Source organism: Bradyrhizobium sp. AZCC 1693 (genome assembly GCF_036924745.1).
In the GTDB taxonomy this organism is placed as follows: Bacteria; Pseudomonadota; Alphaproteobacteria; order Rhizobiales; family Xanthobacteraceae; genus Bradyrhizobium.
Map to the genome: position 1 here is coordinate 2,210,515 of NZ_JAZHSD010000001.1, position 26,130 is coordinate 2,236,644.

General features: G+C 63.7%; 29 protein-coding genes and 2 pseudogenes. 8 read left to right on the forward strand and 23 right to left on the reverse strand.

From position 1 onward, the window contains the following. The first annotated feature begins 16 nt into the window (after nt 1–16). A complete protein-coding gene (locus V1293_RS10790; protein WP_334509244.1) occupies nt 17–706 on the forward strand; it encodes a DUF1045 domain-containing protein in 690 nt (229 codons plus the stop codon). Nucleotides 707–743: 37 nt separating this feature from the next. Here the strand turns inward: V1293_RS10790 and mmsB are convergent, their stop codons facing one another. The 11 genes and pseudogenes from mmsB to ytfQ form a co-directional block, all read right to left on the reverse strand. Further along, a complete protein-coding gene (mmsB, locus tag V1293_RS10795; RefSeq protein ID WP_334509247.1) occupies nt 744–1,925 on the reverse strand; it encodes a multiple monosaccharide ABC transporter permease in 1,182 nt (393 codons plus the stop codon). Beyond that, nucleotides 1,922–3,484 carry a multiple monosaccharide ABC transporter ATP-binding protein gene (gene mmsA, locus V1293_RS10800; RefSeq protein WP_334509249.1) on the reverse strand — a complete coding sequence of 521 codons (1,563 nt, stop codon included), beginning with the start codon at nt 3,482–3,484 and terminating at the stop codon, nt 1,922–1,924. The genes mmsB and mmsA overlap by 4 nt, the downstream gene beginning before the upstream one ends. Before the next feature lie 90 nt (nt 3,485–3,574). Next, a pseudogene (chvE, locus tag V1293_RS10805) lies at nt 3,575–4,649 on the reverse strand (multiple monosaccharide ABC transporter substrate-binding protein). Nucleotides 4,650–4,763: 114 nt separating this feature from the next. Further along, a pseudogene (locus V1293_RS10810) lies at nt 4,764–5,704 on the reverse strand (SMP-30/gluconolactonase/LRE family protein). A 14-nt stretch (nt 5,705–5,718) separates the two neighbouring features. Next, entirely contained in the window at nt 5,719–6,858 is a 1,140-nt protein-coding gene (locus V1293_RS10815; RefSeq protein ID WP_334509251.1) for an aldose epimerase family protein, read from the reverse strand. After that, complete coding sequence (locus V1293_RS10820; protein WP_334509253.1) at nt 6,741–7,787, reverse strand: Gfo/Idh/MocA family protein; 1,047 nt, start codon at nt 7,785–7,787, stop codon at nt 6,741–6,743. The genes V1293_RS10815 and V1293_RS10820 overlap by 118 nt, the downstream gene beginning before the upstream one ends. Further along, nucleotides 7,784–8,563: a FadR/GntR family transcriptional regulator gene (locus V1293_RS10825; protein WP_334509255.1), complete on the reverse strand. Its 780-nt coding sequence runs from the start codon at nt 8,561–8,563 to the stop codon at nt 7,784–7,786. The genes V1293_RS10820 and V1293_RS10825 overlap by 4 nt, the downstream gene beginning before the upstream one ends. Further along, nucleotides 8,560–9,543 carry a galactofuranose ABC transporter, permease protein YjfF gene (gene yjfF, locus V1293_RS10830; protein ID WP_334509256.1) on the reverse strand — a complete coding sequence of 328 codons (984 nt, stop codon included), beginning with the start codon at nt 9,541–9,543 and terminating at the stop codon, nt 8,560–8,562. Before yjfF ends, V1293_RS10825 begins: the two co-directional genes overlap by 4 nt. Beyond that, nucleotides 9,540–10,535 (reverse strand): ABC transporter permease, encoded by a 996-nt coding sequence (locus V1293_RS10835; protein ID WP_334516693.1) that lies wholly within the window; start codon nt 10,533–10,535, stop codon nt 9,540–9,542. Before V1293_RS10835 ends, yjfF begins: the two co-directional genes overlap by 4 nt. Beyond that, nucleotides 10,535–12,079 (reverse strand): sugar ABC transporter ATP-binding protein, encoded by a 1,545-nt coding sequence (locus tag V1293_RS10840; protein WP_334509257.1) that lies wholly within the window; start codon nt 12,077–12,079, stop codon nt 10,535–10,537. The genes V1293_RS10835 and V1293_RS10840 overlap by 1 nt, the downstream gene beginning before the upstream one ends. A 135-nt stretch (nt 12,080–12,214) precedes the next feature. Further along, nucleotides 12,215–13,180, reverse strand: a complete 966-nt coding sequence (gene ytfQ / locus V1293_RS10845) for a galactofuranose ABC transporter, galactofuranose-binding protein YtfQ (protein ID WP_108512932.1) — start codon at nt 13,178–13,180, stop codon at nt 12,215–12,217. Nucleotides 13,181–13,507: 327 nt separating this feature from the next. Here ytfQ and garD point away from each other — a divergent pair, with 327 nt between their 5' ends. Continuing rightward, a complete protein-coding gene (gene garD, locus V1293_RS10850) occupies nt 13,508–15,043 on the forward strand; it encodes a galactarate dehydratase (protein WP_334516694.1) in 1,536 nt (511 codons plus the stop codon). 58 nt (nt 15,044–15,101) lie between these two features. On the opposite strand, the gene V1293_RS10855 is transcribed toward garD, so the two are convergent. Then, nucleotides 15,102–15,659 (reverse strand): host attachment family protein, encoded by a 558-nt coding sequence (locus V1293_RS10855; RefSeq protein WP_334509260.1) that lies wholly within the window; start codon nt 15,657–15,659, stop codon nt 15,102–15,104. Between the two features lie 142 nt (nt 15,660–15,801). On the opposite strand from V1293_RS10855, the gene V1293_RS10860 reads away from it, so the two are divergent. Both V1293_RS10860 and V1293_RS10865 read left to right on the forward strand, forming a co-directional pair. Next, nucleotides 15,802–16,125, forward strand: a complete 324-nt coding sequence (locus V1293_RS10860; RefSeq protein ID WP_334509262.1) for a hypothetical protein — start codon at nt 15,802–15,804, stop codon at nt 16,123–16,125. 148 nt (nt 16,126–16,273) lie between these two features. After that, a complete protein-coding gene (locus V1293_RS10865) occupies nt 16,274–16,705 on the forward strand; it encodes a CBS domain-containing protein (RefSeq protein ID WP_334509264.1) in 432 nt (143 codons plus the stop codon). Nucleotides 16,706–16,896: 191 nt separating this feature from the next. Here the strand turns inward: V1293_RS10865 and V1293_RS10870 are convergent, their stop codons facing one another. The 4 genes from V1293_RS10870 to V1293_RS10885 all read right to left on the reverse strand — a co-directional run bounded on the left by V1293_RS10870 (nt 16,897) and on the right by V1293_RS10885 (nt 17,912). Continuing rightward, nucleotides 16,897–17,145: a hypothetical protein gene (locus tag V1293_RS10870; RefSeq protein WP_334509266.1), complete on the reverse strand. Its 249-nt coding sequence runs from the start codon at nt 17,143–17,145 to the stop codon at nt 16,897–16,899. 76 nt (nt 17,146–17,221) lie between these two features. After that, nucleotides 17,222–17,458, reverse strand: coding sequence for a hypothetical protein (locus V1293_RS10875; protein ID WP_334509268.1), 237 nt, complete (start codon nt 17,456–17,458; stop codon nt 17,222–17,224). Nucleotides 17,459–17,546: 88 nt separating this feature from the next. Beyond that, nucleotides 17,547–17,717, reverse strand: a complete 171-nt coding sequence (locus V1293_RS10880) for a hypothetical protein (protein WP_334509271.1) — start codon at nt 17,715–17,717, stop codon at nt 17,547–17,549. A 36-nt stretch (nt 17,718–17,753) separates the two neighbouring features. Then, entirely contained in the window at nt 17,754–17,912 is a 159-nt protein-coding gene (locus V1293_RS10885) for a hypothetical protein (RefSeq protein ID WP_334509274.1), read from the reverse strand. 138 nt (nt 17,913–18,050) lie between these two features. On the opposite strand from V1293_RS10885, the gene V1293_RS10890 reads away from it, so the two are divergent. The 4 genes from V1293_RS10890 to V1293_RS10905 all read left to right on the forward strand — a co-directional run bounded on the left by V1293_RS10890 (nt 18,051) and on the right by V1293_RS10905 (nt 19,317). Next, nucleotides 18,051–18,242 (forward strand): hypothetical protein, encoded by a 192-nt coding sequence (locus V1293_RS10890; RefSeq protein ID WP_334509276.1) that lies wholly within the window; start codon nt 18,051–18,053, stop codon nt 18,240–18,242. Nucleotides 18,243–18,335: 93 nt separating this feature from the next. Continuing rightward, complete coding sequence (locus V1293_RS10895; protein WP_334509278.1) at nt 18,336–18,563, forward strand: DUF2188 domain-containing protein; 228 nt, start codon at nt 18,336–18,338, stop codon at nt 18,561–18,563. Between the two features lie 82 nt (nt 18,564–18,645). Further along, the gene (locus tag V1293_RS10900; protein WP_334509279.1) at nt 18,646–18,897 is read left to right on the forward strand and encodes a hypothetical protein; all 252 of its coding nucleotides are present in this window, start codon (nt 18,646–18,648) and stop codon (nt 18,895–18,897) included. A 195-nt stretch (nt 18,898–19,092) separates the two neighbouring features. Beyond that, a complete protein-coding gene (locus tag V1293_RS10905) occupies nt 19,093–19,317 on the forward strand; it encodes a hypothetical protein (RefSeq protein WP_334509280.1) in 225 nt (74 codons plus the stop codon). Nucleotides 19,318–19,335: 18 nt separating this feature from the next. Here V1293_RS10905 and V1293_RS10910 read toward each other — a convergent pair whose 3' ends face one another. The 7 genes from V1293_RS10910 to V1293_RS10940 are packed head-to-tail and all read right to left on the reverse strand — an operon-like array spanning nt 19,336 to nt 26,103. After that, nucleotides 19,336–20,670: a c-type cytochrome gene (locus tag V1293_RS10910; RefSeq protein ID WP_442894229.1), complete on the reverse strand. Its 1,335-nt coding sequence runs from the start codon at nt 20,668–20,670 to the stop codon at nt 19,336–19,338. Nucleotides 20,671–20,681: 11 nt separating this feature from the next. Next, entirely contained in the window at nt 20,682–21,053 is a 372-nt protein-coding gene (locus V1293_RS10915) for a DUF971 domain-containing protein (protein WP_334516696.1), read from the reverse strand. Nucleotides 21,054–21,086: 33 nt separating this feature from the next. Next, nucleotides 21,087–21,242, reverse strand: a complete 156-nt coding sequence (locus tag V1293_RS10920) for a hypothetical protein (RefSeq protein ID WP_334509281.1) — start codon at nt 21,240–21,242, stop codon at nt 21,087–21,089. Between the two features lie 30 nt (nt 21,243–21,272). Then, nucleotides 21,273–22,277, reverse strand: coding sequence for a formate dehydrogenase subunit gamma (locus tag V1293_RS10925; protein ID WP_334509283.1), 1,005 nt, complete (start codon nt 22,275–22,277; stop codon nt 21,273–21,275). Between the two features lie 45 nt (nt 22,278–22,322). Next, nucleotides 22,323–22,919 carry a formate dehydrogenase FDH3 subunit beta gene (gene fdh3B, locus V1293_RS10930; protein WP_171578555.1) on the reverse strand — a complete coding sequence of 199 codons (597 nt, stop codon included), beginning with the start codon at nt 22,917–22,919 and terminating at the stop codon, nt 22,323–22,325. Between the two features lie 12 nt (nt 22,920–22,931). After that, nucleotides 22,932–25,883, reverse strand: coding sequence for a formate dehydrogenase subunit alpha (locus V1293_RS10935; RefSeq protein WP_334509285.1), 2,952 nt, complete (start codon nt 25,881–25,883; stop codon nt 22,932–22,934). A 10-nt stretch (nt 25,884–25,893) separates the two neighbouring features. Then, nucleotides 25,894–26,103 (reverse strand): twin-arginine translocation signal domain-containing protein, encoded by a 210-nt coding sequence (locus V1293_RS10940; protein WP_334509287.1) that lies wholly within the window; start codon nt 26,101–26,103, stop codon nt 25,894–25,896. Nucleotides 26,104–26,130: the final 27 nt, after the last annotated feature.

Consider the following 26,130-nt stretch of genomic DNA (forward strand, 5'->3'; position numbering starts at 1 on the left):
GCCCTATTCTGGCGCGATGGCAAACTATCCCCGTTACGCAATCTATTACACCGCCACGCCGGGCAGCGCGCCCGACCGGTTCGGCGCATCGCTGCTCGGCTACGATGCCCATGGCGGCGACGACCTGCCCTTTCCGGATGGGCTCCCATTGGACTGGCGCGATCTGACGCACGATCCGCGCAAATACGGCTTTCACGCCACGCTGAAGGCGCCGATGGCGCTGGCCGACGGCAAGGCCGAGTCACAGCTTGCTGCGGCATGCCAATTGTTCGCGGATCTGGTCCGGCCTGTACCGGTGATCCAACCGATCGTCGATTCGATCAGCGGTTTCATCGCGGTGATTCCGGCCGAACCGTCGGCGGAGCTCGAACTGCTCGCCGGCGACGCCACCAAGGCATTCGATTCGTTCCGGGCCACCCTCAGCCCGGAAGACCGCGCACGGCGAAATCCCGACAAGCTGACGCCGCGGCAGCGCGACTATCTCGACCGCTGGGGCTACCCTTACGTCTTCGAGGAATTTCGCTTCCACATGACGCTGACGGGACGGCTTCCCGCAGAACGGCGCGAGCAGGTTGTGGCGATGCTGCGCGGCAGGTTTGCGGCAACAGGCATCGGGCCGCTCGCGATCGACGCGATCGCCCTGTGCCGTCAGGAAAACCCGAATTCGCGGTTTCGGGTCATCGGCCGCTGGCAGTTGCGGACCTGACGTCCCCGGGTGCCAGCGCGCCAGGCCGCCAGCCGCGCTATCTCCGCTGGTTGTAGACGTCGAGGCAGACGGCGCCGAGCAGCACCAGCCCCTTGATCACCTGCTGGTAGTCGATGCCGATGCCAAGGATGGACATGCCGTTGTTCATGACCCCCATGATCATGGCCCCGATCACCGCGCCGCCGACCCTGCCGACGCCGCCATAGGCGGACGCGCCGCCGATGAAGCAGGCCGCGATGACGTCGAGCTCGAAGCCGGCTCCCGCCTTCGGCGTCGCGGTATTGAGCCGCGCGGCGAAGACGAGGCCGGCCAAAGCCGCCAGCGCGCCCATGTTGACGAAGGTCAGAAACGTCAGCCGCTCGGTCTTGATGCCGGACAGGCTCGCGGCCCTGGCGTTGCCGCCGATGGCATAGATATGGCGGCCAATCACGGTGCGGGTGGTGACGAAGCCATAGAGCGCGATCAGCGCCGTCATGATCACCAGCACGTTGGGCAGGCCGCGATGCGAGGCGATCAGGCCGGCGAAGAACACGATCACGGCGAACAGCACCGCGCTCTTGGCGACGAAGAAGCCGAAGGGCTCGACCTCGATGCCGTGCGAGGCCTGCCGTGCCCGGCTCTTGGCGCTGGTATAGACAAGGGCCACTGCCAATACGGCACCGATCAACAGCGACGTCGGATAGAGCGTGCCGGCGCCGGGAAACAATTCGGGAATGAAGCCCGAGGACAGTTTCTGGAAGGTCGGCGGAAACGGTCCGACCGACTGGCCTGCCAGGATCGCGAGCGCCAGCCCCTTGAACACCAGCATGCCGGCCAGCGTCACGATAAAGGACGGGATCTTGAAATAAGCCACCCAATAGCCCTGCGCGGCGCCGATCAGCGCACCAACCAGCAGGCAGGCGAGGAAAGCCAGCGGATAGGCAATGTGATAGCGCACCATCAGCACCGCGGCGACGGCGCCGACGAAGCCCGCGACCGAGCCCACCGACAGGTCGATATGGCCGGTGACAATGATCAGCAGCATGCCGAGCGCCATGATCACGATGTAGCTGTTCTGCAGCACCAGGTTGGTCAGGTTCAGCGGCTGCAGCAGCGTGCCGTCGGTCATGACCTGGAAGAACAGCATGATCGCAAACAGCGACAGCAGCATGCCGTAATTGCGCAGATTGTTCTTGATGAAGCCGGTGTGCCCGGGCAGCGCAACCGCCTTGTCGGTCATGGCCGCAAATCTCCCTGAAGTACTTTCTTGTCCATTTCCTTGTTGCGCATGATGGCGCGCATGATCCTTTCCTGGGTGGCCTCGGCGGCGGCGAATTCTCCGACAAAGGCGCCGTCATTCATCACGCAAATGCGGTCGCAGACCCCGAGCAGCTCCGGCATCTCCGACGAGATCATCACCACTCCCTTGCCCGCCTCGGCGAGCTCGTTGATGATACAATAGATTTCGTATTTTGCCCCGACATCGATGCCGCGCGTCGGCTCGTCGAGGATTAATACTTTCGGATCGGTCATCAGCCATTTCGACAGCACCACCTTCTGCTGGTTGCCGCCGGAGAGCTGACCGGTCTCCTGATAGACATCGGAACAGCGGATCCGCATCCGGGTGCGGTAGTCGCTCGCAACGCGCAGCTCGGACATGTCATCGATCATGCCTTTCGGCGCGACGCGGCCGAGGCTTGCCAGCGTGATGTTCTTGCGGACGTCGCTGTCCAGGATCAGGCCGAGCTGCTTGCGGTCCTCGGTGACGTAAGCGAGGCCGGCGTCGATCGCCGCCGCCACATCAGACAGGTTGACTTCCCTGCCATCGAGCCAGATGCGGCCGGTGATCCGATCCCCCCAGGCCCGGCCGAACAGGCTCATGGCGAATTCGGTGCGGCCAGCGCCCATCAGCCCGGCGATTCCGACCACCTCGCCGCGCCGGACCTCGAAATCGACGCCCTTTATTATCAGGCGTTCCCGGTGTTGTGGGTGGTACACTGTCCAGTCCTGAACGGCGAAGACCGGTTCGCCGATCGTGGCGGTGCGCTGCGGAAAGCGATGGGCAAGGTCGCGATCGACCATGCTGCGGATGATCCGATCCTCTTCCACCGGCTCGGCCCGGCAATCGATGCTGTCGACGGTGCGGCCGTCGCGCAGCACCGTGATCCGGTCGGCCACACGGGCAACCTCCGACAATTTGTGCGAGATCAGGATCGAGGCGATGCCCTGGGCGCGGAACGCAAGCAGACGATCCAGTAGTGCGGCGCTGTCGTTCTCGTTCAGGCTGGCGGTCGGCTCGTCGAGAATCAATAGTCGCACCCTCTTGGACAAGGCCTTGGCGATTTCCACCAATTGCTGCTTGCCGACGCCAAGGTCCGTCACCAGCGTATCGGGCATCTCGGTGAGGCCGACCTGGGCGAGCAGTTCCTGGGTCCGGCGGTAGACCGTGTCACGGTCGATCACGCCAAGGCGCGACGGCGGATGCGACAGGAAAATGTTCTCCGCGATCGACATCAGCGGAATCAGCGCCAGTTCCTGATGAATGATGATGATGCCGAGCGCTTCGGAATCATTGACGTCGCGAAAGCGCCGTTCCTCGCCGTCGAAGATGATGCTGCCTTCGTAGTCACCATGGGGGTAGACGCCGCTGAGAACCTTCATCAGGGTCGACTTGCCGGCGCCGTTCTCGCCGACCAGCGCATGGATCTGCCCGGCCTCCACCGTGAAGTTGACGTCGCGCAGGGCCTGCACGCCGGAAAAACTCTTGCTTACGCCGCGCATTTCGAGAATTGCGGTCATCGCGCCATCACGTCCATTATCTGTCTATCTCGTTGCGGTCGCATACAGGCAGGTGGCGGCGCCGGTGATCGCCGGCGCCGCCGTTGCTTGTTAGTCGAACTGCGAACGCTTGTAGTAGCCGCTGTCGATCAGCACCTTCTCCCAGTTGCTCTTGTCGACGACGACGGGCTTCAGGAGATAGGAAGGTACCACCTTGACGCCGTTATTGTAGGTCTTGGTGTCGTTGACGGTCACTTCCTTGCCGCTGAGGGCTGCGTCGACCATGTCGGCAGTGACGCGGGCGAGATCGCGGGTATCCTTGAAGATGGTCGAATACTGTTCGCCGCGCTGCATCGACTTGATCGACGGCACTTCGGCATCCTGCCCGCTGACAACAGGCATCGCCATGTTGCCGCTGCCATAGCCGACCCCCTTCAACGACGAGAGAATGCCGATGGAGAGCCCGTCATAGGGAGACAGCACCGCATCGACCCGCTTGCGGCCGTAGAACGCGCTCAGCAGGTTACTCCATGCGTGCCTGGGCGGTGGCGCCGTCCCAGCGCAGGGTCGAGACCTTGTCCATGCCTTTCTGGCCGCTGCCGATCACCAGCTTGCCGTTGTCGATATAGGGCTGCAGCACCGACATCGAACCATTGTAGAAGAAGTAGGCGTTGTTATCGTCCGGCGAGCCACCGAACAATTCGACATTGAAGGGCCCCTTGCCTTCCTTCAGCCCGAGCCCCTGCTCGATCGACTGCGCCTGCAGCACGCCGACCTGGAAATTGTCGAACGTGGCGTAGTAGTCGACATTGGGCGTGTCGCGGATCAACCGATCATAGGCGATGACCGTGATCCCCTTGGCCTTGGCCTGCTTCAGCACGTCCGACAGCGTGGTGCCGTCGATCGCCGCGATCACCAGCACCTTGGCGCCCTTGGTCACCATGTTCTCGACCTGCGAGAGCTGGTTCGGAATGTCGTCCTCGGCATATTGCAGGTCAGTGCCGTAGCCGCGCTCCTTCAGGATTTTTACAATATTGTTGCCATCGTCGATCCAGCGCGCCGACGATTTGGTCGGCATCGCGATGCCGACGGTTCCCTTGCCCTGGGCGAACGCGCCGGTCACCGCCGTCGCGGCCATGGTTGCTGCCAGCGCAAGGACGGACAATGTGGTCTTCAGACTAGTCATGTTTCACTCCCTTTGATCATCGAGGATCTATGGTTCCGGATCGTCAGACCGCTGAATGCGGCTCTTGAAACTCAGTCGTTTCTCGCACGTTTGTGCGCGCCTCGTGTTCCTCCATCAAGCCGTTGCAAGTTTTACGTCTGGTTCAGGGCGGCCAGGCGCGGCGACATCGAGCACGAAGGTGCGGCCATGGCCGGGATCGGCGCGTTTCGCTTCCTCGGCCATTCCCTGCCAGGCCGAGGTAACGAGCAGCCGTGAGAAATCCCGCCCGACAAAGGCAGGGCAGCTCGACTGCCGGGCCGGCACACGCAGGCTGCGCAGATGCTCGCCTTGCGGACTGTAGACATCAATGCAGCCGCCACCCCAGCGCGCGTTCCAGATCAGCCCGTCGGCATCGACCACCGCGCCGTCGATGCCGCCACCGCCCCGGCGGGTGACCAGCGCGGCGGGCTCGCCGCGCGGCAGGCCGGTCGCCGCATCGAGGTCGACGCGGAACAGGATGTTCTTACCCGTGTCGGCGAAATAGCCGACAGTCCCGTCCGGCGAGAAACAGATCGCGTTCGGGATCGTGATGTGGTCGTAGAGGCGCGACAGCTCACCGCGATGCAGCGCATAGATGGCGCCCAGCCCCCGCTCGGCGCGGCGGCCCATGGTGCCGATCCAGAACGTGCCGGACGGATGAACCCGGGCATCGTTCGAACGCGTTGCGGCATTGTCGGCTTCCAGCGGACAGTACAGCGTCATCCGCCTATCGGCCGCATCGCGGATATAGAGGCCGTCATCGGCAACGAGGAGGTGGCGAAGCGCGTCGATCCGCCCAAGCGCGCTGCCCATCACGCCGAGGGAATGGATGGTGATCCGGCCGGTATCAAGCCGCGCCTCGAACAGCCGCCGTTCGACGAATGGATGGTGATCCGGCCGGTATCAAGCCGCGCCTCGAACAGCCGCCGTTCGACGATGTCGAACCACCAGGCCGTATCTGTGACGGCGTCGTAGGTCGGCCCCTCGCCAAGATGGCACTGCTCGTCGCAGAGAACGCTCGTCGGTACCTCTTCCATTGTATGATCGCCGATCATTGCCCGCTCCCTCCAGGCAACTCTACCTCGAATTGTGTCCCGATTGCGCCCTGGATCGCATGCGTGAAGCGGTACAGCGTGGTGTGGCGATAGACTTCGCCCGGCGAAAGCCGCGCGGTCGGAAAGTCGGGCCGATTGGGTGTATTGGGCCAAGCGTGCGGCTCGAGGCACATGGCATCGGACTGCCGATAGAGGCGACCGCCCTTTCCGGCGGTAGAGCCGTCGAGAAAGTTTCCGGAATAGACCTGCAGGCCAGGCTGATTGGTGAACAGCTCGAGCACGCGGCCGGATGCAGGCTCAGCGAGCCGCGCGGCGAAACGAGGCGCGCCGCTGGCCGGGTCGAGACAGAAATTGTGATCATAGCCGCGGCCCGCGCGCAGTTGCGGATGGTCGTTACGTATCCGCGCGCCGATCTCGACGCCTGCCCGGAAGTCGAACGGCGTATCCGTTACCGCACTGGGCGGCTGCGGCAGCGGGATCGCGCCGGCATCGATGGCGATAAAATGATCGGCGGCCACGGTAAGGTGATGATCGAGAATACTCCGGCCCGACCGCGCACCGGCCAGATTGAAAAAGCTGTGATTGGTCAGATTGACCACGGTGGGGCGATCGGTCCGCGCCGTCATGTCGAGCACTAGTTCCATCGGCCCGGCAAGCCGCCAGGTCACCTCCACCTCCAGCGTGCCGGGATAACCTTCCTCGCCATCGGCGCTGGTGTACGCAAGCGTCACGGCCGGATGAGCGCCATCCTCGATCGCGACAATGCGCCAGTTGCGGCGATCGAAGCCCTCCGGCCCGCCATGCAACGCATTGGCGCCGTTATTTGCCACGAGTTGCACGTCAGTGCCGTCGAGCCTGAAGCGCGCGCCGGCGATGCGGTTGGCGTAACGCCCGACGGTTGCGCCGAAAAACTGGCGGCGGGCGAGATATCCCTCGAACGCGTCATGGCCGAGCACGATGTCGTCGCGACGTCCGGCAACATCGGGCACCAGCATTGCCTGCAGCGACGCGCCATAGGTCATGATGCGCGCTTCCAGTCCATCGGCGGCGTGCAGCGTAACGCGTTCGACTTCGGTGCCGTCGGGCAGCAGCCCGAAGGTGGAACACGCGACACGAGGAATGGAAGACACGTGCATGTCGCGTCCTCGAAGGGCTCTACCGTGCGGCGGCGTCCCAGCAGGAACGCGTCGGCAACGAGCTGGAGCGGCGCGAGATCGACGTCGGTCTCCCCGGTTGCGCAGAGCTCGCGGAAGCGGCGATAGAGCCCGGCATATTCGGCGTCCGGGGCATCGACGAGTTGCTTGCCCCCTGCCCGCAACCTCGCCCCGCCCATGGAAAGCGTGACCGGGCCGCCGTCGGTGTCGAGATCAATGTCCCAGCTCTGCGGGCCGGTCTGGAGGAAGTCGAATTCGGCCGTGATCTTCAGCCCCTGCGCATCGCTGAGCGCGAGGGTTGCAGCGATCGGCGCGTCGCGATTGGCGGGGAATGCGAGATCGGCCGACGTCACGAACAATGACTGCGGCAAGATCCACGTCAGGATCGAAAGCGCGTTGATGCCGGGGTCGAACACGCCGAGCCCGCCTGCCTCGAAGATCCAGGCCTGCCCCGGATGCCAGACCCGCACGTCTTCCTTCCAGGTAATTTTCACAGCCGTGACCTTTCGGCCGGCCAGCAATTGCCGCGCCGGCTCGACCGCCGGTGCGTACCGCGAGTGCCAGGTGGCGAACAGCGTGCGTTGCGCTGCCCTCGCGGCGGTCACGAGCGGAGTGATTTCAGCGACCGTCGCGCCGGGCGGTTTTTCCAGCATCACATGCTTGCCGGCGGCAAGCGCCATTGCCGCCTGCGCGTGGCGAACCTGCGGCGGGGTGCATAGCGCCACCGCGTCGATCGGCGGACCGTCGCGCAACAGTTCATCGAGCGTCGCCGCATGCGGCACGCCGGGAAGCGAGGCATTGCGGCTGGCGACGGCAACCAGCTCCACGCCGTCAGTCGCAGCGATCGCCGGCACATGCTGGTCGCGTGCGATCTTGCCGAAGCCGACGATAGCGACGCGAAGCGGGCTCATGATTGCTCTCCAGGCTCGACTGCCGCAGGGGTCGCAGATGCGGCACCGGACGATGCCGGAGCCCCCTCATGACGACGCAATCCATTGTGGATCACCTCGGCCATGGCGGCGGTCGCCGCCTCAGCATCGCCGCTCTCGATCGCATCGACAATGCGCTGATGCCACAGCAGCACTGTCTCGCGGTCCTGCGTCTCGACCGGCGCGCTGAGCAGGAACGAGGCGCGTAACGCCGCCTCGATAACGTTGCCGATCGAGCGCATGAACAAATTGCCGGAGGCGTTGGCGACGGCCAGGTGCAGGGCAAGATCGCCGTCGGCAAAACCAACGGAGTCGGAGGCCTCCGCCCGCATTCGCGCGATGCTCCGGTGCAACTCGGCGATGTCGGCCTCCGAGCGCCGGCCAGCGGCGAGCGCAGCCGCGCGCGGTTCGACGGCGAGGCGAATCTCGGCGAGATCGTTGAGAAAGCGCCGGTCGATGCCGGCGTCGAGATGCCAGGCCAGCACATCGGCATCGAACATGTTCCAGGCGCCGCGCTCGCGCACCACGGTGCCAACCCGCGCCTTGGTGGTGAGCAACCCCTTCGCAACCAGGGTCTTGACGCTCTCGCGCAACACCGGCCGCGATACGCCGAACATCGCCGTGAGTTCGGCATCGCCCGGCAGACGGCCGCCTTCGGCGTAACGGCCGGCGATGATGTCGACGCCGATGCTGCGGGCAACCTCGGCGTGGTTGGAATGCGCGCGCCGCGTCGGGATGACGACAAGCCGGGACGTCATGATTTCTGGACTCCTGCCTTACGGGGGCCGGCGCGGCGGGCGATGCCCAGCATGGCCTGCTGCAGGGCGATGAACGCGAAAAGCAGGATACCGGTCACGATCTTGGTCCACCAGCTCGACAAGGTTCCATCGAAATTGATGTAGGTCTGGATCAGGCCCTGAATCAACACGCCGAGCAACGTGCCGACCACCGATCCCTGCCCGCCGGTCAGCAAGGTGCCGCCGATCACCACAGCCGCAATGGAATCGAGTTCGACGCCGACGGCCGACAGCGAGTAGCCCGCCGCGGTGTAGAAGGAGAACACAATGCCGGCGAGCCCGGCAAGGACGCTCGACAGCATATAGATGCGCACCGTCATCGATCCGACCGGAATGCCCATCAGGGCCGTGGTCGCGCGGCTGCCGCCGAGCGCATAGACGTTGGCCCCGAAACGGGTGAAATGCAGCAGCACGGCCCCCGCCGCGACCACCGCCAGCATGATGAGGGCGATTGCCGTCAGCCGGCCTCCCCCGGGTAGCCGGAGCGCGAAATCCGACACGGTCGAATAGAGCGGCGCTGATATCGGCGTTGATTCCGTCGACATCAGGAAGCTGGCGCCGCGGGCGAGGAACATGCCCGCCAGCGTGACGATGAAGGGCGGCATGTCGAAGAAATGGATGACGGCGCCCATGGCCGCGCCGAAGGCGGCGCACAGCAGCAGGATCGCGGCGAAGGCAACGAGCGGCGGCACACCAAGACGCTCGATCGCCAGCGCGACGAATACGGTGGTGAAGCCGATCACCGAGCCGACCGACAGGTCGATGCCCCCGGAAATGATCACGAAGGTCATGCCGGTGGCGACGATGCCGAGAAAGGCGTTGTCGGTCAGCAAATTGGCGGCCACCCGGGTGGAAGCGAAATTGGGAAATTGCACCGTGCAGAGTGCAAATCCGACGACGAAAACAATGGCCGTGATCGCGACCGGCGGCAGACCCCTCATTGGCGGGCCCTCCCCAGCGCGGCCCCGGCATTGGCAAAGCGCGGCGACTGCAGCAGCAGGACGACCAGCACGACAGCCGCCTTCACCACGAGATTGAACTCCGGCGGATAGCCCGACAGCAGGATGCCGGTGTTCATGGCCTGGATGATCAGCGCGCCGACCATCGCCAGCACCAGGCTGAAACGCCCGCCGAACAGCGAGGTGCCGCCGATCACCACCGCCAGAATCGCGTCGAGCTCGAGCCAGAGCCCGGCATTGTTGGCGTCCGCGCCCATGATATCGGCGGCGGCAATCACGCCGGCGAGCGCCGCGCACAGGCCGCACCAGACATAGACCGCGAGGATCATGCCGCGCGTCCCGATCCCGGCCAGTTCACTCGCCCTTGCATTGCCGCCGGTCGCCTCGATCAACAGGCCGAGCGCGGAGCCACGGACCACCGCACCGGTGACGATCAACATGCCGAGCACGACCACGACCGGCGCCGGCACGCCGAGCAGCGCGCCGTTGCCGAGCCAGACCAGGTCAGGCGCGGTGAAGGTGACGATGCGGCCCTCGGTAATGAGCTGCACAACGCCCCGGCCCGCCACCATCAGGATCAAGGTGGCGACGATCGGCTGGATACCGAGTACCGCAACAAGAAAGCCGTTCCACAGCCCGCATAGCAATCCAGCGCCGAGGGCTGCGGCGAGCGCCAGCGGCAGGCCGTGGGCATCGGCAAGGCTCGCGGCAATGGCGCCTGATATCGCCATGACCGCGCCTACCGACAGGTCGATACCCCGCGTGGCGATGACCAGCACCATTCCCAAAGCAAGCAGCGCGACCGGTGCGCCGCGATTCAGGACGTCGATCAGGCTGCCGAACAGTCGGCCGTCCTGCATCCGCAGATCGAAGAATTGCGGCGAGACGGCGCGGTCGACCGCGAGGATCACCAGCAAGGCGATGATCTGGGCAACGCCACGGCTTTGCAGCAGTCTTTGCAGCAGGCTTGGCATCATGATGGCCCGGCTTCCGCACCGGCGGTGCTTGCTGCGGCAATTGCCGCAAGAATATTGGAGACGTCGATGGCCTCCCCTTCCAGCTCATCGATGTGGCTGCGATCGCGCAGCACGATTACCCGGTCGGAATAGGTCACGATCTCGTCGAGCTCGGAAGAAATCACCAGCAGCGCCAGGCCGTCGTCGCACAATTCGCGGATCAGGCGGATGATCTCGGCGTGGGCGCCGACATCGATGCCACGGGTCGGTTCGTCGAGCACCAGAACGCGCGGCGCGGTGGCGAGCCAGCGGGCGAGCAGCACCTTCTGCTGGTTGCCGCCGGACAATAGGCCGATCGGGCGCTCCGGCTCCGGCGGGCGGATGTCGAGCAGCCTGATGAAACGCACGGCGATCTCTTCCTGCTCGGCGCGCGACAGCGGTTTTGCGAGGCCGCGCTTGGCCTGCAGCGCCAGCACGATGTTTTCGCGCACGGTGAGATCGGCAATGATGCCCTCGGTCTTGCGCTCTTCCGAGCAATAGCCGAAGCCATGCGCGACCGCATCGCGCGGCGATTGCAGCCGGACCGGCGTGCCTTCAACCGTGGCGCTGCCGCTGTCGGCGCGCTCGGCGCCAAACACCAGCCGCGCGGTTTCGGTGCGCCCCGACCCGAGCAGGCCGGCGAGGCCAACCACCTCGCCGCGGCGAAGCGCGAGATCGAACGGCGCGACATAGCCGGCCTTGCCGTAATTTTCGAAATGCGCGCAGATCTCCCCCACCTCCCGCACCTGCGCCGCCGCGCGCTCACTCGTCGTCTCGGCGAGTTCGCGCCCGAGCATCATGCGGATCAACTCGATCCGCGGCAGTTCGGCGGTCGTCCGCTCGCCGATCAGCCGGCCATTGCGCAAAACCGTGATGCGGTCGCAGATCTCATAGACCTGATCGAGAAAATGCGTGACGAAGACAACGCCGATACCGCGCAACGCGAGCTTGCGCATCACCGCGAAAAGAATCTCGACCTCATGGCGATCGAGGCTAGCGGTCGGCTCGTCGAGGATCAGCACCCGCGCCGACTGGTCGACGGCGCGCGCGATCGCGGCGATGTGCTGAACCGCGACCGAATAGTTTCCGAGCGACTCGGCGACATCGATATGCAGGTCGAACTCCGCAAGCAGTTCGGTGGCGCAGCGGCGCATCTCGGCCTCGCGCACCAGACCGAACCGCGTCGGCTGCCTGCCGAGAAAGAGGTTTTGCGCCACCGACAGGTTCTGGAGCAGATTGACCTCCTGATAGACCGTCGCAATTCCCGCATCGACCGCTGCCTTGGCCGAGCGCGGCGCGACCTCGGCGCCACCGAGCCTGACGATGCCGGCGTCGCGCGGGAAGACGCCGGTCACCGCCTTGATCAGGGTGGACTTGCCTGCGCCGTTCTCGCCGAGCAGCGCGTGAATTTCGCCGGCCCGCAAGGTGAAATCCACCTCCTGCAGGGCGCGCAGCGTGCCGAAGCTTTTGCTCAGGCCGCGCACCTCCAGCAAAGCTGAACCAGGGTCGGAACTTGCATTCATGCCGGCATCACTCCTACCGACGTTCGCATCAAGCGCGAACGCCCGGCATGTTCGCCTCATGAGGCGGATTCGTCGAGAAGGCTTTTGCCGCCGGGCCGGGGCTGGCTTGAGACCCGGCGGCGCAACGCCGGCCGATCAGTAGCCGAGGCCCTTCTTGCTGTCGTAGATCTTCTGCGGATCGTCGGCAGCCGTGTAGAGCTTCGATTCCGTCTGGATCCACTTCGGCGGCACCGTTCCCTTCGCCTTGAAGGCCATGATGGCGTCCAGCGCCGGACCTGCCATGTTCGGCGTCAGCTCCACGGTGGCGTTGGCCTCGCCGGCCGCGATCGCCTTGAAGATATCGGGCACCGCGTCGATCGACACCGTCAGGACGTCCTTGCCCGGCTTGAGGCCGGCTTCCTTCATCGCCTGGATCGCACCGACCATCATGTCGTCGTTATGGGCGTAGACGGCGCAGATCGTCTTGCCGCCGCCTTCGGCCTTGATGAAGCTTTCCATCACTTCCTTGCCCTTGGCGCGGGTGAAATCGCCGGTCTGGCTGCGCACCACCTTGAGATTGGCGTTCTTGGCGACGACGCTGTCAAAACCCTTCTTGCGGTTGGTCGCGACGCTCGCGCCGACCGTGCCCTGCAGCTCGACGACATTGCATGCCTTGCCGCCCACCGTCTTCGCCAGCCATTCGCCGGCCACCGCACCTTCGTGCACGCTGTCCGAGGTGACGGCGGTGAGATAGAGTTCCTTGCCCGACGGATCGATGTCGCGATCGAGCAGCACGACCGGGATCTTGGCTTCCTTGGCCTCCTTCAGCACCGCATCCCAGCCGCTCGACACGACCGGCGCGAGGAAGATGGCGTCAACGCCTTGCGCGATAAAGGAGCGGATCGCCTTGATCTGGTTCTCCTGCTTCTGCTGGGCGTCGGCGATCTTGAGCGTGACCTTTCGCTTGGTAGCCTCGGTTTTTGAGACGGAGGTTTCCGCCGCACGCCAGCCGGATTCTGATCCGATCTGGGAAAAGCCGACGGTCAGTTCGGCAGCAGTTGCGGGAAGCGAAAGGGTGATGGCGACCAGGGCGGTGGCCGCAAGGAGGGCTTTGGAGGTCATGAGGCGCATTCTCCCAAAATGTTTGTTCAGAGTGCCTGCATCTCCGAATTCGGTATCAAGGCACCTTTGAAGCTGCCTATTGGCGACAGCGCGGGCAATATTTCACGGAAGATTGGCGCTGACTAGTAATATTATTTTACTATTGGGCTCCAGCCGATGACCCTCACCAGCCAGGATTTGCGTCCCGTGCGGACTAGACGGCGAACTCACATCCGCCGGCTTGTTGGCGGAAGGCCGCTTGATTGCATGCGCGGTTTGACCTTGATTGCCTCGATCAGGCGGCGCAGCTACGCGTTGCCTGATGCCGCCCGTGAACAAGGATTCGACATGCAGCCCGTCACCGCGAACCCGCTCTACATCCGCATGCACGCGGACGATAACGTCGCAATCGTCGCGAACCACGGCGGTCTGCACCCGGGCGCCGAATTCGCGTGCGGCTTGCGGCTGGTCGAGCAGATTCCGCAAGGCCACAAGGTTGCCCTCGCCGATATCGGCGAAGGCGAAGTCATTCGCCGCTACGGCGAGGTCATCGGCCGCGCCGCAGCGCCGATATCTAAGGGCAGTTGGGTCAAGGAATCGCTGGTACAGATGCCCGACGCACCCTCGTTCGACAATCTGCCGACGCCGAACGGCGGCGCGATCAGGCTGCCGCCGCTGGAAGGCTACACGTTCGAAGGTTTTCGCAATGCCGACGGTTCGGTCGGCACCCGCAACATCCTCGCGATCTCGACCAGCGTGCAATGCGTCGCCGGCACGGTCGAGTTCGCGCTCGACCGGATTCGCAAGGAGCTGTTGCCGAAATATCCCAATGTCGACGACGTAGTGGCGATCACGCATGCCTATGGCTGCGGGGTCGCGATCAACGCGCCGGGCGCCGCCGTCCCGATCCGCACGCTGCAGAACCTCGCCCGCAATCCCAATTTTGGCGGCGAGGTGATGATCGTTGGCCTCGGCTGCGAGAAGCTGCAGCCCGAGCTGTTGCTGCCCGAGGGCATGAACGCCGACGACGAAATCATGCGCATGCAGGACGAAGGCCTCACCGGTTTCGGCGAGATCGTCGAGGACATCGTGCAGATGGCCGATGCGCGTCTCAAGATCTTGAACCGGCGCCAGCGCGAAACCTGCCCGGCGTCGGCGCTGGTGGTCGGCATGCAATGCGGCGGCAGCGATGCGTTCTCGGGCGTGACCGCCAATCCGGCGCTGGGTTTTGCCGCCGATCTCCTGGTGCGCGCCGGCGCGACCGTGATGTTCTCCGAGGTCACCGAAGTGCGCGACGCCATCCACCTGCTGACGCCGCGCGCGACGAACCAGGATGTTGCGGACGCCCTGGTGCGCGAGATGGCCTGGTATGACCGCTATCTCGCCGGCGGCGAAGCCGATCGCAGCGCCAACACCACGCCGGGCAACAAGAAGGGCGGCCTGTCCAACATCGTCGAGAAGGCGATGGGTTCCGTCATCAAGTCCGGCACCAGCCCGATCGCGGGCGTGCTCGCGCCGGGTGAGCGGGTAAGCCAAAAAGGGCTGATTTTTGCGGCAACGCCGGCCAGCGATTTTGTCTGCGGCACGCTGCAATTGGCCTCCGGCATGACGCTGCACGTCTTCACCACCGGCCGCGGCACGCCCTACGGGCTTGCTGCCGTGCCGGTCATCAAGGTCTCGACGCGCAGCGAGTTGAAGCAACGCTGGCACGATCTGATCGACGTCGACGCCGGCAGCATCGCAACCGGCGAAGCGACGATCGAAGACGTGGGCTGGGAACTCTTCCGTCTCATGCTTGACGTGGCGAGCGGCCGCGAGACCTGGGCCGAACACTGGAAGCTGACCAACGCGCTTGCGCTGTTCAATCCGGGCCCGGTGACATAGCAATGGCTCGGCGCCCTGGTCGCAAGGCTGCAACCGCCATGGCCGAGCCGATCCATGGCTAGGCCGCTACAAGCCTTTCGATCTGCGGTATCGGATGCGAAGTTAATTGCTTCGGAATTTCGCCGACGATCCGGTCCGTAACCTCGGCATGAAATGCCTTGCGCAGGTTGCCGAGAATCTTCGCCGGCGCGATGACGACGAGCTTGTCGAAACGATTGTCATGGGCATGACGGTAGAGCGCTTCCGCGATCTCTACGGCGAACCGCTCCTTTGCGATGTGATGCCAATCGACCTCCTCTACCGCGCTTCGCGCCGTACCGACGCTTGAAACCGAGCGCCCTGGACGATCGGTGCCCTGCTCGCGCGTTGCCGGATTATCCTGCTGCAGGATTTGCTCGACTTCGAGCTTGACTTGCTGCGCGGTGCCTTTGTTGCGAAGAAAGAGCGCCTTCTGGCCGTCGCCGATCAGAACGAGTGCATTGTGGGAGATAACGGGGGTCGGTTCATTGGTCATTATTTTGATGCCTCCATGCGGGCCAACGCATGAATCGCCGCGTGGTTGCCTCTGCGACGATGACGCCCAGGCCGGTCGCAACGCACCCGCCGCGATCGGCACCTCATCCTCCTTCTTCGCGCATTGATGGAACTCCGGTCTCATTGCTCCCCAGCAGCGGAACCAAAGCGCTCCCCAGCATCGGAACCAAAGCGGGTGCGGATGCTTTTGTGCACCGAGGGCAGCATTCGATGAGGAGGAACTTATGAGGAAGATCGCAATCGGCCTGCTGGCCGGCGCGGGTGCGCTCCTGACCGGCAGCGCAAATGCGTCTGACGTCTACACCAGCAGCGAATATACGAACTCCGACCTGATACAGCAGGTTCGCATGGTCTGTGACGACAGCGGGCGCTGCTATCGCACCCGCGGCGGCAGCCGCGTGATCGTGCGCGATTCGTACGCCTACGCGCCGCGCGAGCGATACATCGAGCATCGACGCTATCGCGATTGGGATGAACCGCGCGCCGGCTTCGGCATCCGTGCGCCCGGCGTGAGCGTGGGCGTCGGCGTCGACAGCGACCGCTGGTAGGACAATCCAGGAGAGACGTCCCCAGGAGAGACTTCGGCTCAGTCTGAAGTCTCTCCGCCGGAGTCGGGGATATTTCATTTGCCCGCAGGAACGGCGGTCGACGGCACCTGTTAGCCCGATGAAGCAACCGCCAAAAGGAGAGCCTCACATGAAAGTTTCCGATGCGATGACGTCTGAGGTTCAACTCTGCACGCCCGATGACACATTAAAGGACGCCGCGCAGGCCATGGCGGCGCTCGGCGTCGGCTTGCTGCCGGTAACCGACAATGAGCGCCTGGTTGGCATGATCTCCGACCGGGATATCGCGATCCGCGGTATCGGCATGGGCCGAGGTCCGGAGGGACGGGTCGGCGACGTGATGACGGCCGACGTCAGGTATTGTTACGAAGACCAGAATCTCGACGAGGTGAGTGCGATCATGGGCGACATCCAGGTCCGTCGCCTGCCGGTGCTCAATCGCAGCAAGCGGCTCGTCGGCATCATCGCGCTGGGCGACATTGCGCTGATCCAGGGCGGCAGTGGCACGGGCGCGGCGTTGTGCGGAATTTCACGCCCCGGTGGACAGCACGCACAGGTTTGACCTGTGCCGCTTTGAGAGGAAGCTCGTTGCCGTGACCAGCGCCGCCTCCGGCATTAGCGAGGCCCCCGCAAGTCCCCGCATCACGCGGGAATGAACCGCCGGCATCTTGTCCACGAACGAAGCGAATGCCGGTGCGCGCAGACAACGGCATTCGCGCAAGCATCTGGCAGCCATCAGGCTGCGGGCCGTCATTATTTTTTGGTGCCGGGTCCGGCATCCATGCTGGAAGAACTGCCGCTGGACGAAGTGCCGGATTTCATTTTGCCAGCGGTCCCCGTCGTCGTTCCCTTTTTCACGTTAGTGTGCTTGGTCGTGCTTTTGGTCGCGCCGGGGCCGACATTTCCTTCGCCTGCTGCGCCGGGTGCTGGCTGCATTTGTGCGAGCACGCCCCCCGTCGACAGCAACAGGGCACATGCGCAAGCCAGGATAGTTTTCTTCATGAGGAACTCCTTTGATTGAAGCGACTCTTCAACCCAGGCTCCCGCGAAGGGTTCCGACGCAAAAAAGTGAGTGGCATCACGCCGAGGCGAGCACCGGAGGTTCGGACTGTCGCCGCCTGAATTGCTGATAGGCCGCAATTGCCTTGTTGGCCAGCATCAACCGCCGTCGCTCGCCGCGGCGCACCATCAACTCTATCGTGTCGCTGAGAAAGCGGCTGGCCACCAACGGATCGCCCAACTCCCCGGTACGGTTGAGATAGTCCCAGGCGATTTCAATCGAACTTTCTATCAGCAGGGGCAACGGTTCCGTCATGTCTACGTCCAACCATTTTTGGGAGAACGTTTGGCCGCAATCTCCGTTCCTGATTCAGCTTGCCGGGAGGCAGGCTTCGCAAAAACCGTTACGGTCCTCCTGCAACGGCGCCTGCAATCACCATCGCCAGATCGTCCAGATCGATCTTGCCCTTGACGACGAGGCCGTCGGCGTTGTCGACGCTAAGCGACTGCGGATCGTTCGCCGCTTGCCGTTTCAGCTCCGCAACGATCGCTTCCTTCAGTTTCTCTTCGAGCATTCGCAATGTCTCCAGCCGCCGCGCAACGCGCGGCGGCTAATGAGTGTTGGTCTCATGCCATTTTTCCAGATCGGGTTTTGACTCTCCCGATCGCTGCTCCTTTTCCGGATTCCCTTTCCAGGGTTTATCGGTCTGCTTGTGCGATCCCCAGTCCGTCTGCTGACGCGGATCATCGGTAGGCTTCTCTTTGCTCATTTGGACACCTCCGGAATTGGAAGCAGTGGGCCCGCGATTTGGTTCCCCGCGGCGGTAACCGGCCCAATCCACAGCAATTTGGGTTCCAAAGTTTGGAACCGAACAGACAGACGATGAGCCCGCTTCTATTTTTTTCTGATGGACAAGAAGGCCGAGGCTCGACTCCGGCAGGATTTGCAAATCGAGGCGCTGGTGGCGCTGGAACAAGCGCGAGCCATGCCGCATGGTCCTGCGCGAAGCGAGGCGCTGAAACGCGCAGGTATTCTCCAGAACGCGGCTGATATGCAGGGCGTGCGGTTCGCCAAACGCGGGCGTCCTCCAAAGACCTGATCCCCTCTCGAGCAGCATCATCGGCGAGCGCAGGCCAACGGAACCCGGAAACCGGTTGCCACGTTGCTCTCCGGGACAGCAAGGAGGCTTCCAATGGGATTGGCCGAATACATGATCGTCTCCAGGCCGGACGGCTGGACGGTTCTCCACGACGGGAACGCGGAGCACGATTACGACACGAAGGAAGCAGCGTTCGAAGCGGCCGTCGCAGCCGCCTCGCTGGCGATCCGCCAAGGCCACGAGGTCCATGTCAGCGTTCCCGGCCGCGAGGCCGGCAACAGGGCGGCGCTTGGCGTGAATGATTCCCAAAGCGCGTCGTGATAGGTCCGCCGCGCCGGAGTGGTCCGAATAATTTGGCCAAGCCGGCACGCAGCGCGCGGGGTTCGCGTTTGCCGAGCGTGCGATGGATGAATCCAGGGAGGACTTCATGGGCGACTTCAGGGACATTCAGCACGGCGTCAATGATCCCGTTGATGGCGTCGACGTGAAGCGAAAGTTCAACGACAACCAGACGCCACACGAACGCGCCCAGGCCGCGGCCGACGTCCGCTCCAGCGCCATTGCCGCGCCGGACGAGGAGTTCTTGCCGGAAGCGCTGAGGCGCCGGCCGACGGGTCCGCTCAATCCACGGACCGGCCGTCGTCCCGCTGCCTAGACAGATTTCGCGCGCAACTCACGCGAGCGCTGGCGCCATAACGATCGCAGTACGGCATCTGCATGCGCCGATGGAACCATCCCCCACGTCAAAAACAAGATCGTGATAGGTGACGCAGCCCACATTCGCGCGTGACCGTTGGCCGTAATGCGGTGGTGCAAAGCCACACTGCAAATCGAGCCAACGGAGTTTTCCATGAAGCGTCTGTTGATTTCCGGATTCGTGGCAGTCGCCCTGCTCGCTGTCGCGACCACGATGCGCTCGCATTCAATTTCCAATGAACGTTCCACCGTAACCACTGGCGTAGCGCTGTCGAAGAAATCTCCGGCCTCCGCGGGCGTAACCAGGCTTCCGACAGAGGAGTTCGAGGATATGTCGCTGGTGTTCTCGACGCCCGCGAAACATACGAAACCGGAATAGTCACCGCGCCGCCTCGCGCTATCGCTTGGTCGCGCGCTCGAGAAATTGCACGAGCGCGGCGCGATCCTGCTCCGAACCGATGCGCTGCTCCGGCATCTTGGTGCCGGGCGTATAGGCCTGCGGCCCGATCTCGAACAGTTTGGAAACCGTCTCCGGCGTCCAGACGATATCGAGCCGCTTGAGTGCTTCGGAAAAATTATAGCCCGGCGCGGTTGCAATCCGGCGGCCGAAGAGGCCGGCGAGCGTAGGCCCTGCGCGGTTGGCCTGATCGGCGCCAAGCGTATGGCACGCGACACAGGCGCGGAAGATCTCCGCGCCATGATCGCCGGCATAGGCGGCGAGCGGGTCCCCTGCCGTCTCCAGCAGAATTGGATCGATCGGCTCACCCGTCGCCACGTTCCAGCGCCGGATGATGTTGTCGGCGCCGCCGGTCAGCAACGTGCGGCTATCGGGCATAAAGGCCACCGACCAGACCGGCAGCCCGGGGCCGACCAGCGTGCGCGCCAGATTGCGCGCCTTGCGATCGATGACGCCCACCGACCCGCCGATGCTCGCGGCGGCGACCTGCGCGCCATCAGGCGAGATCGCAATCGAGATCACGGGCCTCGGCCCGGCCGCGACCTCGCCGGTCCGCGCGCCCTCGACTGTCAGAAAGTAAACCTTGCCGTCCGCACCGCCGACCGCGATCTCACCGTCGGTGCCGGCGGCCACGGCGTTGAGCGGGGTCGGCATCGGAACCACGGTTGGCGTTTGGGCGCCTGACAGTGGCCAGATTCGAACGCTCAGGTCGTAGCTAACGCTGACCAGGGCGCGACCATCGGCGGTAAACGCCACACCGTTGACGTTCTGCGTATGCTCGTCAAGCACGCGCGGCGCGCGGCCAGCGAGCGGCCAGAGTCGCACCGTGCGGTCCCAGGAGGCGGATGCGAGCGTAGCGCCATTGGGGGAAGCCGCCAGCGCGACGATCGGCGCCGTGTGACCCTCCAGTACCTTGTCGGGCTCTGCCTTGCCAAAAGTCCAGATCGCGATACGCCCATCGGCACCGGCGGTCGCCGCGCGTCCGTCAGCGAGCAGCACGACCGCATTGACGGCATCGGAATGGAAACGAAGCACCTGCTCGGCCGCATTGCGCGTCAGCGACCAGCGGATCGCGGTCGAATCGAAGCTGCCGGAGATCGCGATTTGCCCATCGGCCGAGACCGCCAGCGCCCGCACCGGCCCGCCGTGCCCTCGCAACTGCGCGCTGGCCTCCGTCACGCCGATCGGCAGCGCCATCAACGCGGCCGCCAGCGTCAGAAGCGCCGATCGGCCTCTGCTGGAGCGCGGAGCTTTCGCCGAAACCGATCGTGCCATTCCCATCGGCCTCAGCGCACGCCCGGCCTGTCGCGGTCGAGCCCCTTGGCGTGCAAGTCGTCGAGATATTCCTGAAAGCGCCGCTCGGCATTGACGCCGAGATCGCGCAGGAACGCCCAGGAGTAGATTCCGGTTGAGTGCATATCGTCGAACCCGATCCTGACGGCATAATTGCCGACAGGATCAACGGAAAGAATGGTCACATTACGTTTGCCGCCAACCGTCTTGCGCTCGGCTTCGGAATGGCCCCGCACTTCGGCGGAGGGACTGGCCACCCGGAGCAATTCGGCGGAGAGGTCGAACGTATTGCCGTCGTCAAAGGTGACCCGCAGTGTGCGGCGGTCTTTCGGCAAGCGAATTTCGACCGGCCACGCCACAGACATGTCAGGTGCGCTCACGCGGCGCTCCAGGCCCGATCACCCCGGACCGACAAGGTTGTGGCCAGGATTACCCACCCTGGCGCTGCCGGTCGCGAAGGCTTCATAACTCGGCCGCTGAACGGAATTCAGCACGATCGACATTCCGGCCGCGACTATCGCCGCGAACACCAGGGCCGCAACAAAGGCTTTCATGGCACTCCCTCAATTCTTGACCGGGCCGGATTATCCGGCCGCCACGGGTCGCGTCGCACCATCCGAGGCCGCGCGTGCCTTTGCCTGCTCCTCCTCGGCCCAGAGCGAGTGATGCTCTTTGGCCCAATTGACATCGACCGTACCGCTGCCCATCGCCTCGAAAGCCCCTTCCATGCCGATAGTGCCGATGTAGATGTGCGCCAGCATCGCCGCCACGAACAGGACCGCCACGATCGAGTGAACAATCTGCGCCCATTGCATTCCCTCGATCCCGGACAGGTAGAACGGGAACATCAGCAAATAGCCGCTTACCGCAACGGCAGTGCCGCCGATGATGACGATCCAGTAAATCGCCTTCTGCCCAGCGTTAAAGCGATAGGCCGGTGGATGATCGTGGCCGACGATGCCGCCGCCTCGCTTCAGCCAATCGACATCCACCTTGTTCGGGATGTTTCCGGCGATCCAGATCAGGAAGATCACTACCACCCCGATGGTGAACGGAAAGCTCAGATAGATGTGCGCATACTTCGCCCATTGCGACCACTCGGAAAACGCGTCGAAGCCAATGAGTGGCAGGAGCAGCGGACGACCGAACGTGATGTTCAGTCCCGAGATGGCCAGAACGATGAAACAGGCCGCGGTCACCCAGTGCACGAAGCGCTCGAATGCCGTAAAGCGCACGATGGTACGCCCCGAGCGGCCGCTCTCGAGCCGGACCATGCCGCGGCGGAGGTAGAAGATCACGAGCACGGCCAGCATGCCCAGGATGGCAATGCCGCCGATCCACCGCAGCGTCACATTACGGAATTCCCGCCAATCGCGGCCGGCGGGCTGTACGAGCACGCCTGAACGCTGATCGGGAATGCTGACGCGCCCCTGGATCCGGTTCAGCTCCTGCAGGAGCTGCTGCTCCTTGACCGAACTCGCGGTCGGATTCACCTGCTGGGCAACTGATGGCGCCGGCAATGCGATGACCAGCAGAAGAAAGGCCCACGCACCGATAGTGAGGCGGATCAATCTTGCAAACGACGCCATAGGTCCCTCTCCCCGATATCTGTGCGATCGCAGCCGATGCTGTCCTCAGGACTCAATCGTCTCGCGATAGGCGGTCTTCCAGCCCCACGCCCCGGAGCCGTAGCCGCGTTTCATCACGCGTTCTTTGTAAATTTGGGCGATGATTTCGCCGTCACCGGCGAGCAAGGATTTGGTCGAGCACATTTCGGCGCATAGCGGCAGCTTGCCCTCGGCGAGACGATTCGCACCATACTTCTCGTACTCCTCCCTGCTGCCGTCGGCCTCGGGCCCACCGGCGCAGAAGGTGCATTTGTCCATCTTGCCGCGCGAGCCGAAATTGCCGACCTTCGGATATTGCGGCGCACCGAACGGACAGGCGTAGAAGCAATAGCCGCAGCCGATGCACAGGTCCTTGGAGTGAAGCACGACGCCGTCGGCCGTGGTGTAGAAGCAATTTACCGGGCAAACCGCCGCGCAGGGCGCGTCGGTGCAATGCATGCAGGCCATCGAGACCGAACGCTCGCCCGGCTTGCCATCGTTGATGGTGACGACGCGGCGCCGGTTGATGCCCCAGGGCACCTCGTGCTCGTTCTTGCAGGCAGTGACGCAGGCATTGCATTCGATGCAACGGTCGGCGTCGCAGAGAAATTTCATACGTGCCATGGTCGTTGCTCCTTATGCCGCCGCGATTTGGCAGAGAGTGACTTTAGGCTCCTGCATACCGGTCGCGGGATCATAGCCGTAGGTGGTTATCGTATTCGCGCTTTCGCCGAGAACGATCGGATCGGTGCCCTTCGGGTAGGCGTCACGAAGGTCCTTGCCTGCGAACCAGCCGCCGAAGTGGAAGGGCATCCAGGCAACACCCTTGCCGATCCGCTCGGTGACCAGCGCCTTCATCTTGGCCTTGGAATTGCTCTCGGCGCCTGTGACCCAGACCCAGCCGCCGTCCTTGATGCCGCGTTCGGCGGCATCGGCCGGGCTGATCTCGATGAACATGTCCTGCTGCAATTCTGCGAGCCATGGATTGGTCCGGGTCTCCTCGCCGCCTCCCTCATATTCGACAAGGCGACCCGAGGAGAGGATGAGCGGAAACTGCTTGGCGATCCCCTTTTCCACCGCCGCCTTCTGCACGGAGAAACCGATGTTGGGCACACGGAACTGCTTGGCGTCCGGCCGCGTCGGATACTTCGCCACCAGATCGACGCGCGGAGTGTAGATCGGCTCGCGGTGCACCGGGATTGGGTCCGGCAAGCCGAAAGCATTCATGCGCGCCTTGCCATTGCCGTAGGGAACACACCCGTGCTTGAGAGCCACGCGCTGGATTCCGCCCGACAGATCGAGCGCCCACGACACCGCGTCGGGATTGGCGGGATTGACCTTGTTGATGACTGCCATCTCGGCCTCGGTCAGATCCGTATCCCAGCCGAGTTTCTTGAGGCTCGCCAAGGTGAACTCCGGATAGCCATCCTGGATTCCGGAATCCTTGGAGTAGGAGCCATCCGCCAGCAGACTAACCTTTCGCGTCGAGCCGTCGGGAAGCTTGTCCTCGCGTTCGACGCCGAAACGCGGCCGGAACGTGCCGCCGCCGTCCATCACCGCGAGATTAGTGTTGTAGAGCAGCGGCGTGCCCGGATGCTTGACTTCCGGAGATCCCCAGCACGGCCAGGGCAGTCCGTAATAGTCGCCGCCGACTTCAGGATCGTCCTTAGGCGCCCGCATCGTCAGCATATCGAACTTCGCCTGGTTCTTCATATGCGCCTTGAGCCGCTCGGGCGATTGCCCGCAATAGCCGGTCGACCAGCTTCCGCGATTCATCTCGCGCAACACATCTTCGGCTTCCGGAAGATTATTCTCGACCTTGATGTTCTTGAACATCTTGTCGGCGAATCCGAGCTTCTGCGCCATCCTGTAAATGATCTCAAGATCGTCCTTCGATTCGAAGATCGGCTTGACGATCTGTTCGCCCCACTGCAGCGAGCGGTTTGAGGCAACGCGCGAACCCTTGCACTCGAATTGCGTGGCAACCGGGAGAATGTAGACGCCATCCTTGCGTCCCGCCTCCACGGAGAGCGAGGCCCAGGTGGTCGGATGCGGGTCGGCTATGACGAGCAACTCGAGCGCCTTGAGGCCGTTGAGGGATTCAGGAATACGCGTGATGCTGTTGCTGGCATGTCCCTGCACGAACACCGCCCGCACATTGTCTTTCTGCGCGACTTGATCTTTCGGCAGCGTCACCGCGTCAAACCAACGGGTGAGCGGGATGCCGGGGGTTTCCATGATCTGCTTGGAGTCGAAGCGCGACTTCAAGAACTCATAATCGACTTCCCAAACCCGCGACCAATGCTTCCAGGCACCTTCGACGAGGCCGTAATAGAACGGCAACGTGACGATATCGAGCCCGACGTCGGTTGCTCCCTGCACGTTGTCATGGCCACGGAAGATGTTGGCGCCGGCGCCGGCCTTGCCGACATTGCCGGTCATCAACAGGGCGATGCAACTCGCCCGCACGTTGGCGGTGCCGACGGTCTTCTGGGTCTGGCCCATGGCCCAGATCAGCGTTGCCGGCTTCTCCGTCGCAAACATCTTGGCGACGCGCTTGAGCTGTTCGCCAGGAACGCCGCTGACGCGCTCGACCTCTTCCGGATTCCACTTCTCCACTTCCTCACGGAGCTCGTCGAAACCGTAGACGCGCTGTTTGATGAACTCCTTGTCCTCCCAGCCGTTCTTGAGGATGTGCCACATCATGCCGTAGAGTATCGGGATGTCGGTGCCCGGCCGCATGCGCACATATTCGGTCGCGTGAGCCGCGGTTCGCGTCATGCGTGGGTCGATGACGATAAAGTTGGCCTTTTGAAGCTCCTTGCCCTCGAGCAGATGCTGCATCGCTATCGGATGCGCCTCGGCCGGATTGCCGCCCATAATGACCTGGGTTTTCGCATTGCGGATGTCATTGAAGCTGTTGGTCATCGCGCCGTAGCCCCAGGTGTTGGCCACGCCGGTGACGGTCGTCGAATGGCAGATACGTGCTTGATGATCGGTATTGTTGGTGCCCCAGAACGCGCCGAGCTTGCGGAACAGATAGGCGCCCTCATTCGTCATCTTGGCCGATCCCAGCCAGTAGACGGAATCGGGGCCCGACTTTTCACGAATGGCCGTCAGCTTGTCGCCAATCTCGTTGACGGCCGTCTCCCATGAGACGCGCGTCCACTGTCCGTTGACGAGTTTCATCGGATAGCGAAGCCGCCGCTCGCTGTGGACCAGCTCGCGCACCGATGCGCCCTTGGCACAATGCGATCCGCGATTGATAGGGGAATCCCAACTCGGCTCCTGGCCGATCCAGACCCCGTTCAGCACTTCCGCGGTCACAGTGCATCCGACCGCACAATGCGTACAGATGCTCTTGCGGACGGCCGCCCCTGAGGTAAGCGGACCGGCCACGGCAGCTTCCGCCTTGCGGACGCTGCCAACCGGCAGGGTGCTCAGCGCAGCCAGCGCGCCGCCGGCAAGACCGGAGCGGCGCAGGAAAGTACGGCGATCGAGACCGCCGCCGCCCTGCCCCAACAAGGCCTGCGCAACTGATCCGCGACGGCCAGATTCGGAACGTTGTTCTGTTCTCCTGATCAGCACGGCGGCCTCCTCAAGCAGGATAACGATTGACGCGGTAAAACGCCTTCACGTGATCGGTTTCCTTGTAGCGCGCCTTGCGCTTTTCATCGCTGTTCTCGCTGTCGGCATGCGCGGGCGCGATCAATGGCGTCGCAAGCGTCGCACCGGCACCAACCGCGCCAGCGCCGACCTTGCGCAAGAAATCGCGGCGACCAACTGTCGTTTTCTTCTCGTCCCTCATCGCATCTCTCCCGGACCAGTGCCCCTG

Bases quoted from the DNA above. Each gene is read 5' to 3' on its own strand.
- V1293_RS10865 (WP_334509264.1), top strand. From the start codon at position 16,274: ATGAAAGTTTCCGATGCGATGACGTCTGAGGTTCAACTCTGCACGCCC.
- V1293_RS10875 (WP_334509268.1), bottom strand. From the start codon at position 17,458: ATGACGGAACCGTTGCCCCTGCTGATAGAAAGTTCGATTGAAATCGCC.
- fdh3B (WP_171578555.1), bottom strand. From the start codon at position 22,919: ATGGCACGTATGAAATTTCTCTGCGACGCCGACCGTTGCATCGAATGC.
- V1293_RS10860 (WP_334509262.1), top strand. From the start codon at position 15,802: ATGAGGAAGATCGCAATCGGCCTGCTGGCCGGCGCGGGTGCGCTCCTG.
- V1293_RS10920 (WP_334509281.1), bottom strand. From the start codon at position 21,242: ATGAAAGCCTTTGTTGCGGCCCTGGTGTTCGCGGCGATAGTCGCGGCC.
- V1293_RS10895 (WP_334509278.1), top strand. From the start codon at position 18,336: ATGGGATTGGCCGAATACATGATCGTCTCCAGGCCGGACGGCTGGACG.
- V1293_RS10870 (WP_334509266.1), bottom strand. From the start codon at position 17,145: ATGAAGAAAACTATCCTGGCTTGCGCATGTGCCCTGTTGCTGTCGACG.
- V1293_RS10905 (WP_334509280.1), top strand. From the start codon at position 19,093: ATGAAGCGTCTGTTGATTTCCGGATTCGTGGCAGTCGCCCTGCTCGCT.
- garD (WP_334516694.1), top strand. From the start codon at position 13,508: ATGCAGCCCGTCACCGCGAACCCGCTCTACATCCGCATGCACGCGGAC.
- V1293_RS10910 (WP_442894229.1), bottom strand. From the start codon at position 20,670: ATGGCACGATCGGTTTCGGCGAAAGCTCCGCGCTCCAGCAGAGGCCGA.
- V1293_RS10925 (WP_334509283.1), bottom strand. From the start codon at position 22,277: ATGGCGTCGTTTGCAAGATTGATCCGCCTCACTATCGGTGCGTGGGCC.
- V1293_RS10790 (WP_334509244.1), top strand. From the start codon at position 17: ATGGCAAACTATCCCCGTTACGCAATCTATTACACCGCCACGCCGGGC.
- V1293_RS10825 (WP_334509255.1), bottom strand. From the start codon at position 8,563: ATGACGTCCCGGCTTGTCGTCATCCCGACGCGGCGCGCGCATTCCAAC.
- V1293_RS10915 (WP_334516696.1), bottom strand. From the start codon at position 21,053: ATGTCTGTGGCGTGGCCGGTCGAAATTCGCTTGCCGAAAGACCGCCGC.
- V1293_RS10880 (WP_334509271.1), bottom strand. From the start codon at position 17,717: ATGCTCGAAGAGAAACTGAAGGAAGCGATCGTTGCGGAGCTGAAACGG.
- ytfQ (WP_108512932.1), bottom strand. From the start codon at position 13,180: ATGACCTCCAAAGCCCTCCTTGCGGCCACCGCCCTGGTCGCCATCACC.
- V1293_RS10840 (WP_334509257.1), bottom strand. From the start codon at position 12,079: ATGAATGCAAGTTCCGACCCTGGTTCAGCTTTGCTGGAGGTGCGCGGC.
- V1293_RS10835 (WP_334516693.1), bottom strand. From the start codon at position 10,535: ATGCCAAGCCTGCTGCAAAGACTGCTGCAAAGCCGTGGCGTTGCCCAG.
- V1293_RS10900 (WP_334509279.1), top strand. From the start codon at position 18,646: ATGGATGAATCCAGGGAGGACTTCATGGGCGACTTCAGGGACATTCAG.
- V1293_RS10885 (WP_334509274.1), bottom strand. From the start codon at position 17,912: ATGAGCAAAGAGAAGCCTACCGATGATCCGCGTCAGCAGACGGACTGG.
- V1293_RS10815 (WP_334509251.1), bottom strand. From the start codon at position 6,858: ATGCACGTGTCTTCCATTCCTCGTGTCGCGTGTTCCACCTTCGGGCTG.
- yjfF (WP_334509256.1), bottom strand. From the start codon at position 9,543: ATGAGGGGTCTGCCGCCGGTCGCGATCACGGCCATTGTTTTCGTCGTC.
- V1293_RS10890 (WP_334509276.1), top strand. From the start codon at position 18,051: ATGGACAAGAAGGCCGAGGCTCGACTCCGGCAGGATTTGCAAATCGAG.
- V1293_RS10820 (WP_334509253.1), bottom strand. From the start codon at position 7,787: ATGAGCCCGCTTCGCGTCGCTATCGTCGGCTTCGGCAAGATCGCACGC.
- V1293_RS10940 (WP_334509287.1), bottom strand. From the start codon at position 26,103: ATGAGGGACGAGAAGAAAACGACAGTTGGTCGCCGCGATTTCTTGCGC.
- mmsB (WP_334509247.1), bottom strand. From the start codon at position 1,925: ATGACCGACAAGGCGGTTGCGCTGCCCGGGCACACCGGCTTCATCAAG.
- mmsA (WP_334509249.1), bottom strand. From the start codon at position 3,484: ATGACCGCAATTCTCGAAATGCGCGGCGTAAGCAAGAGTTTTTCCGGC.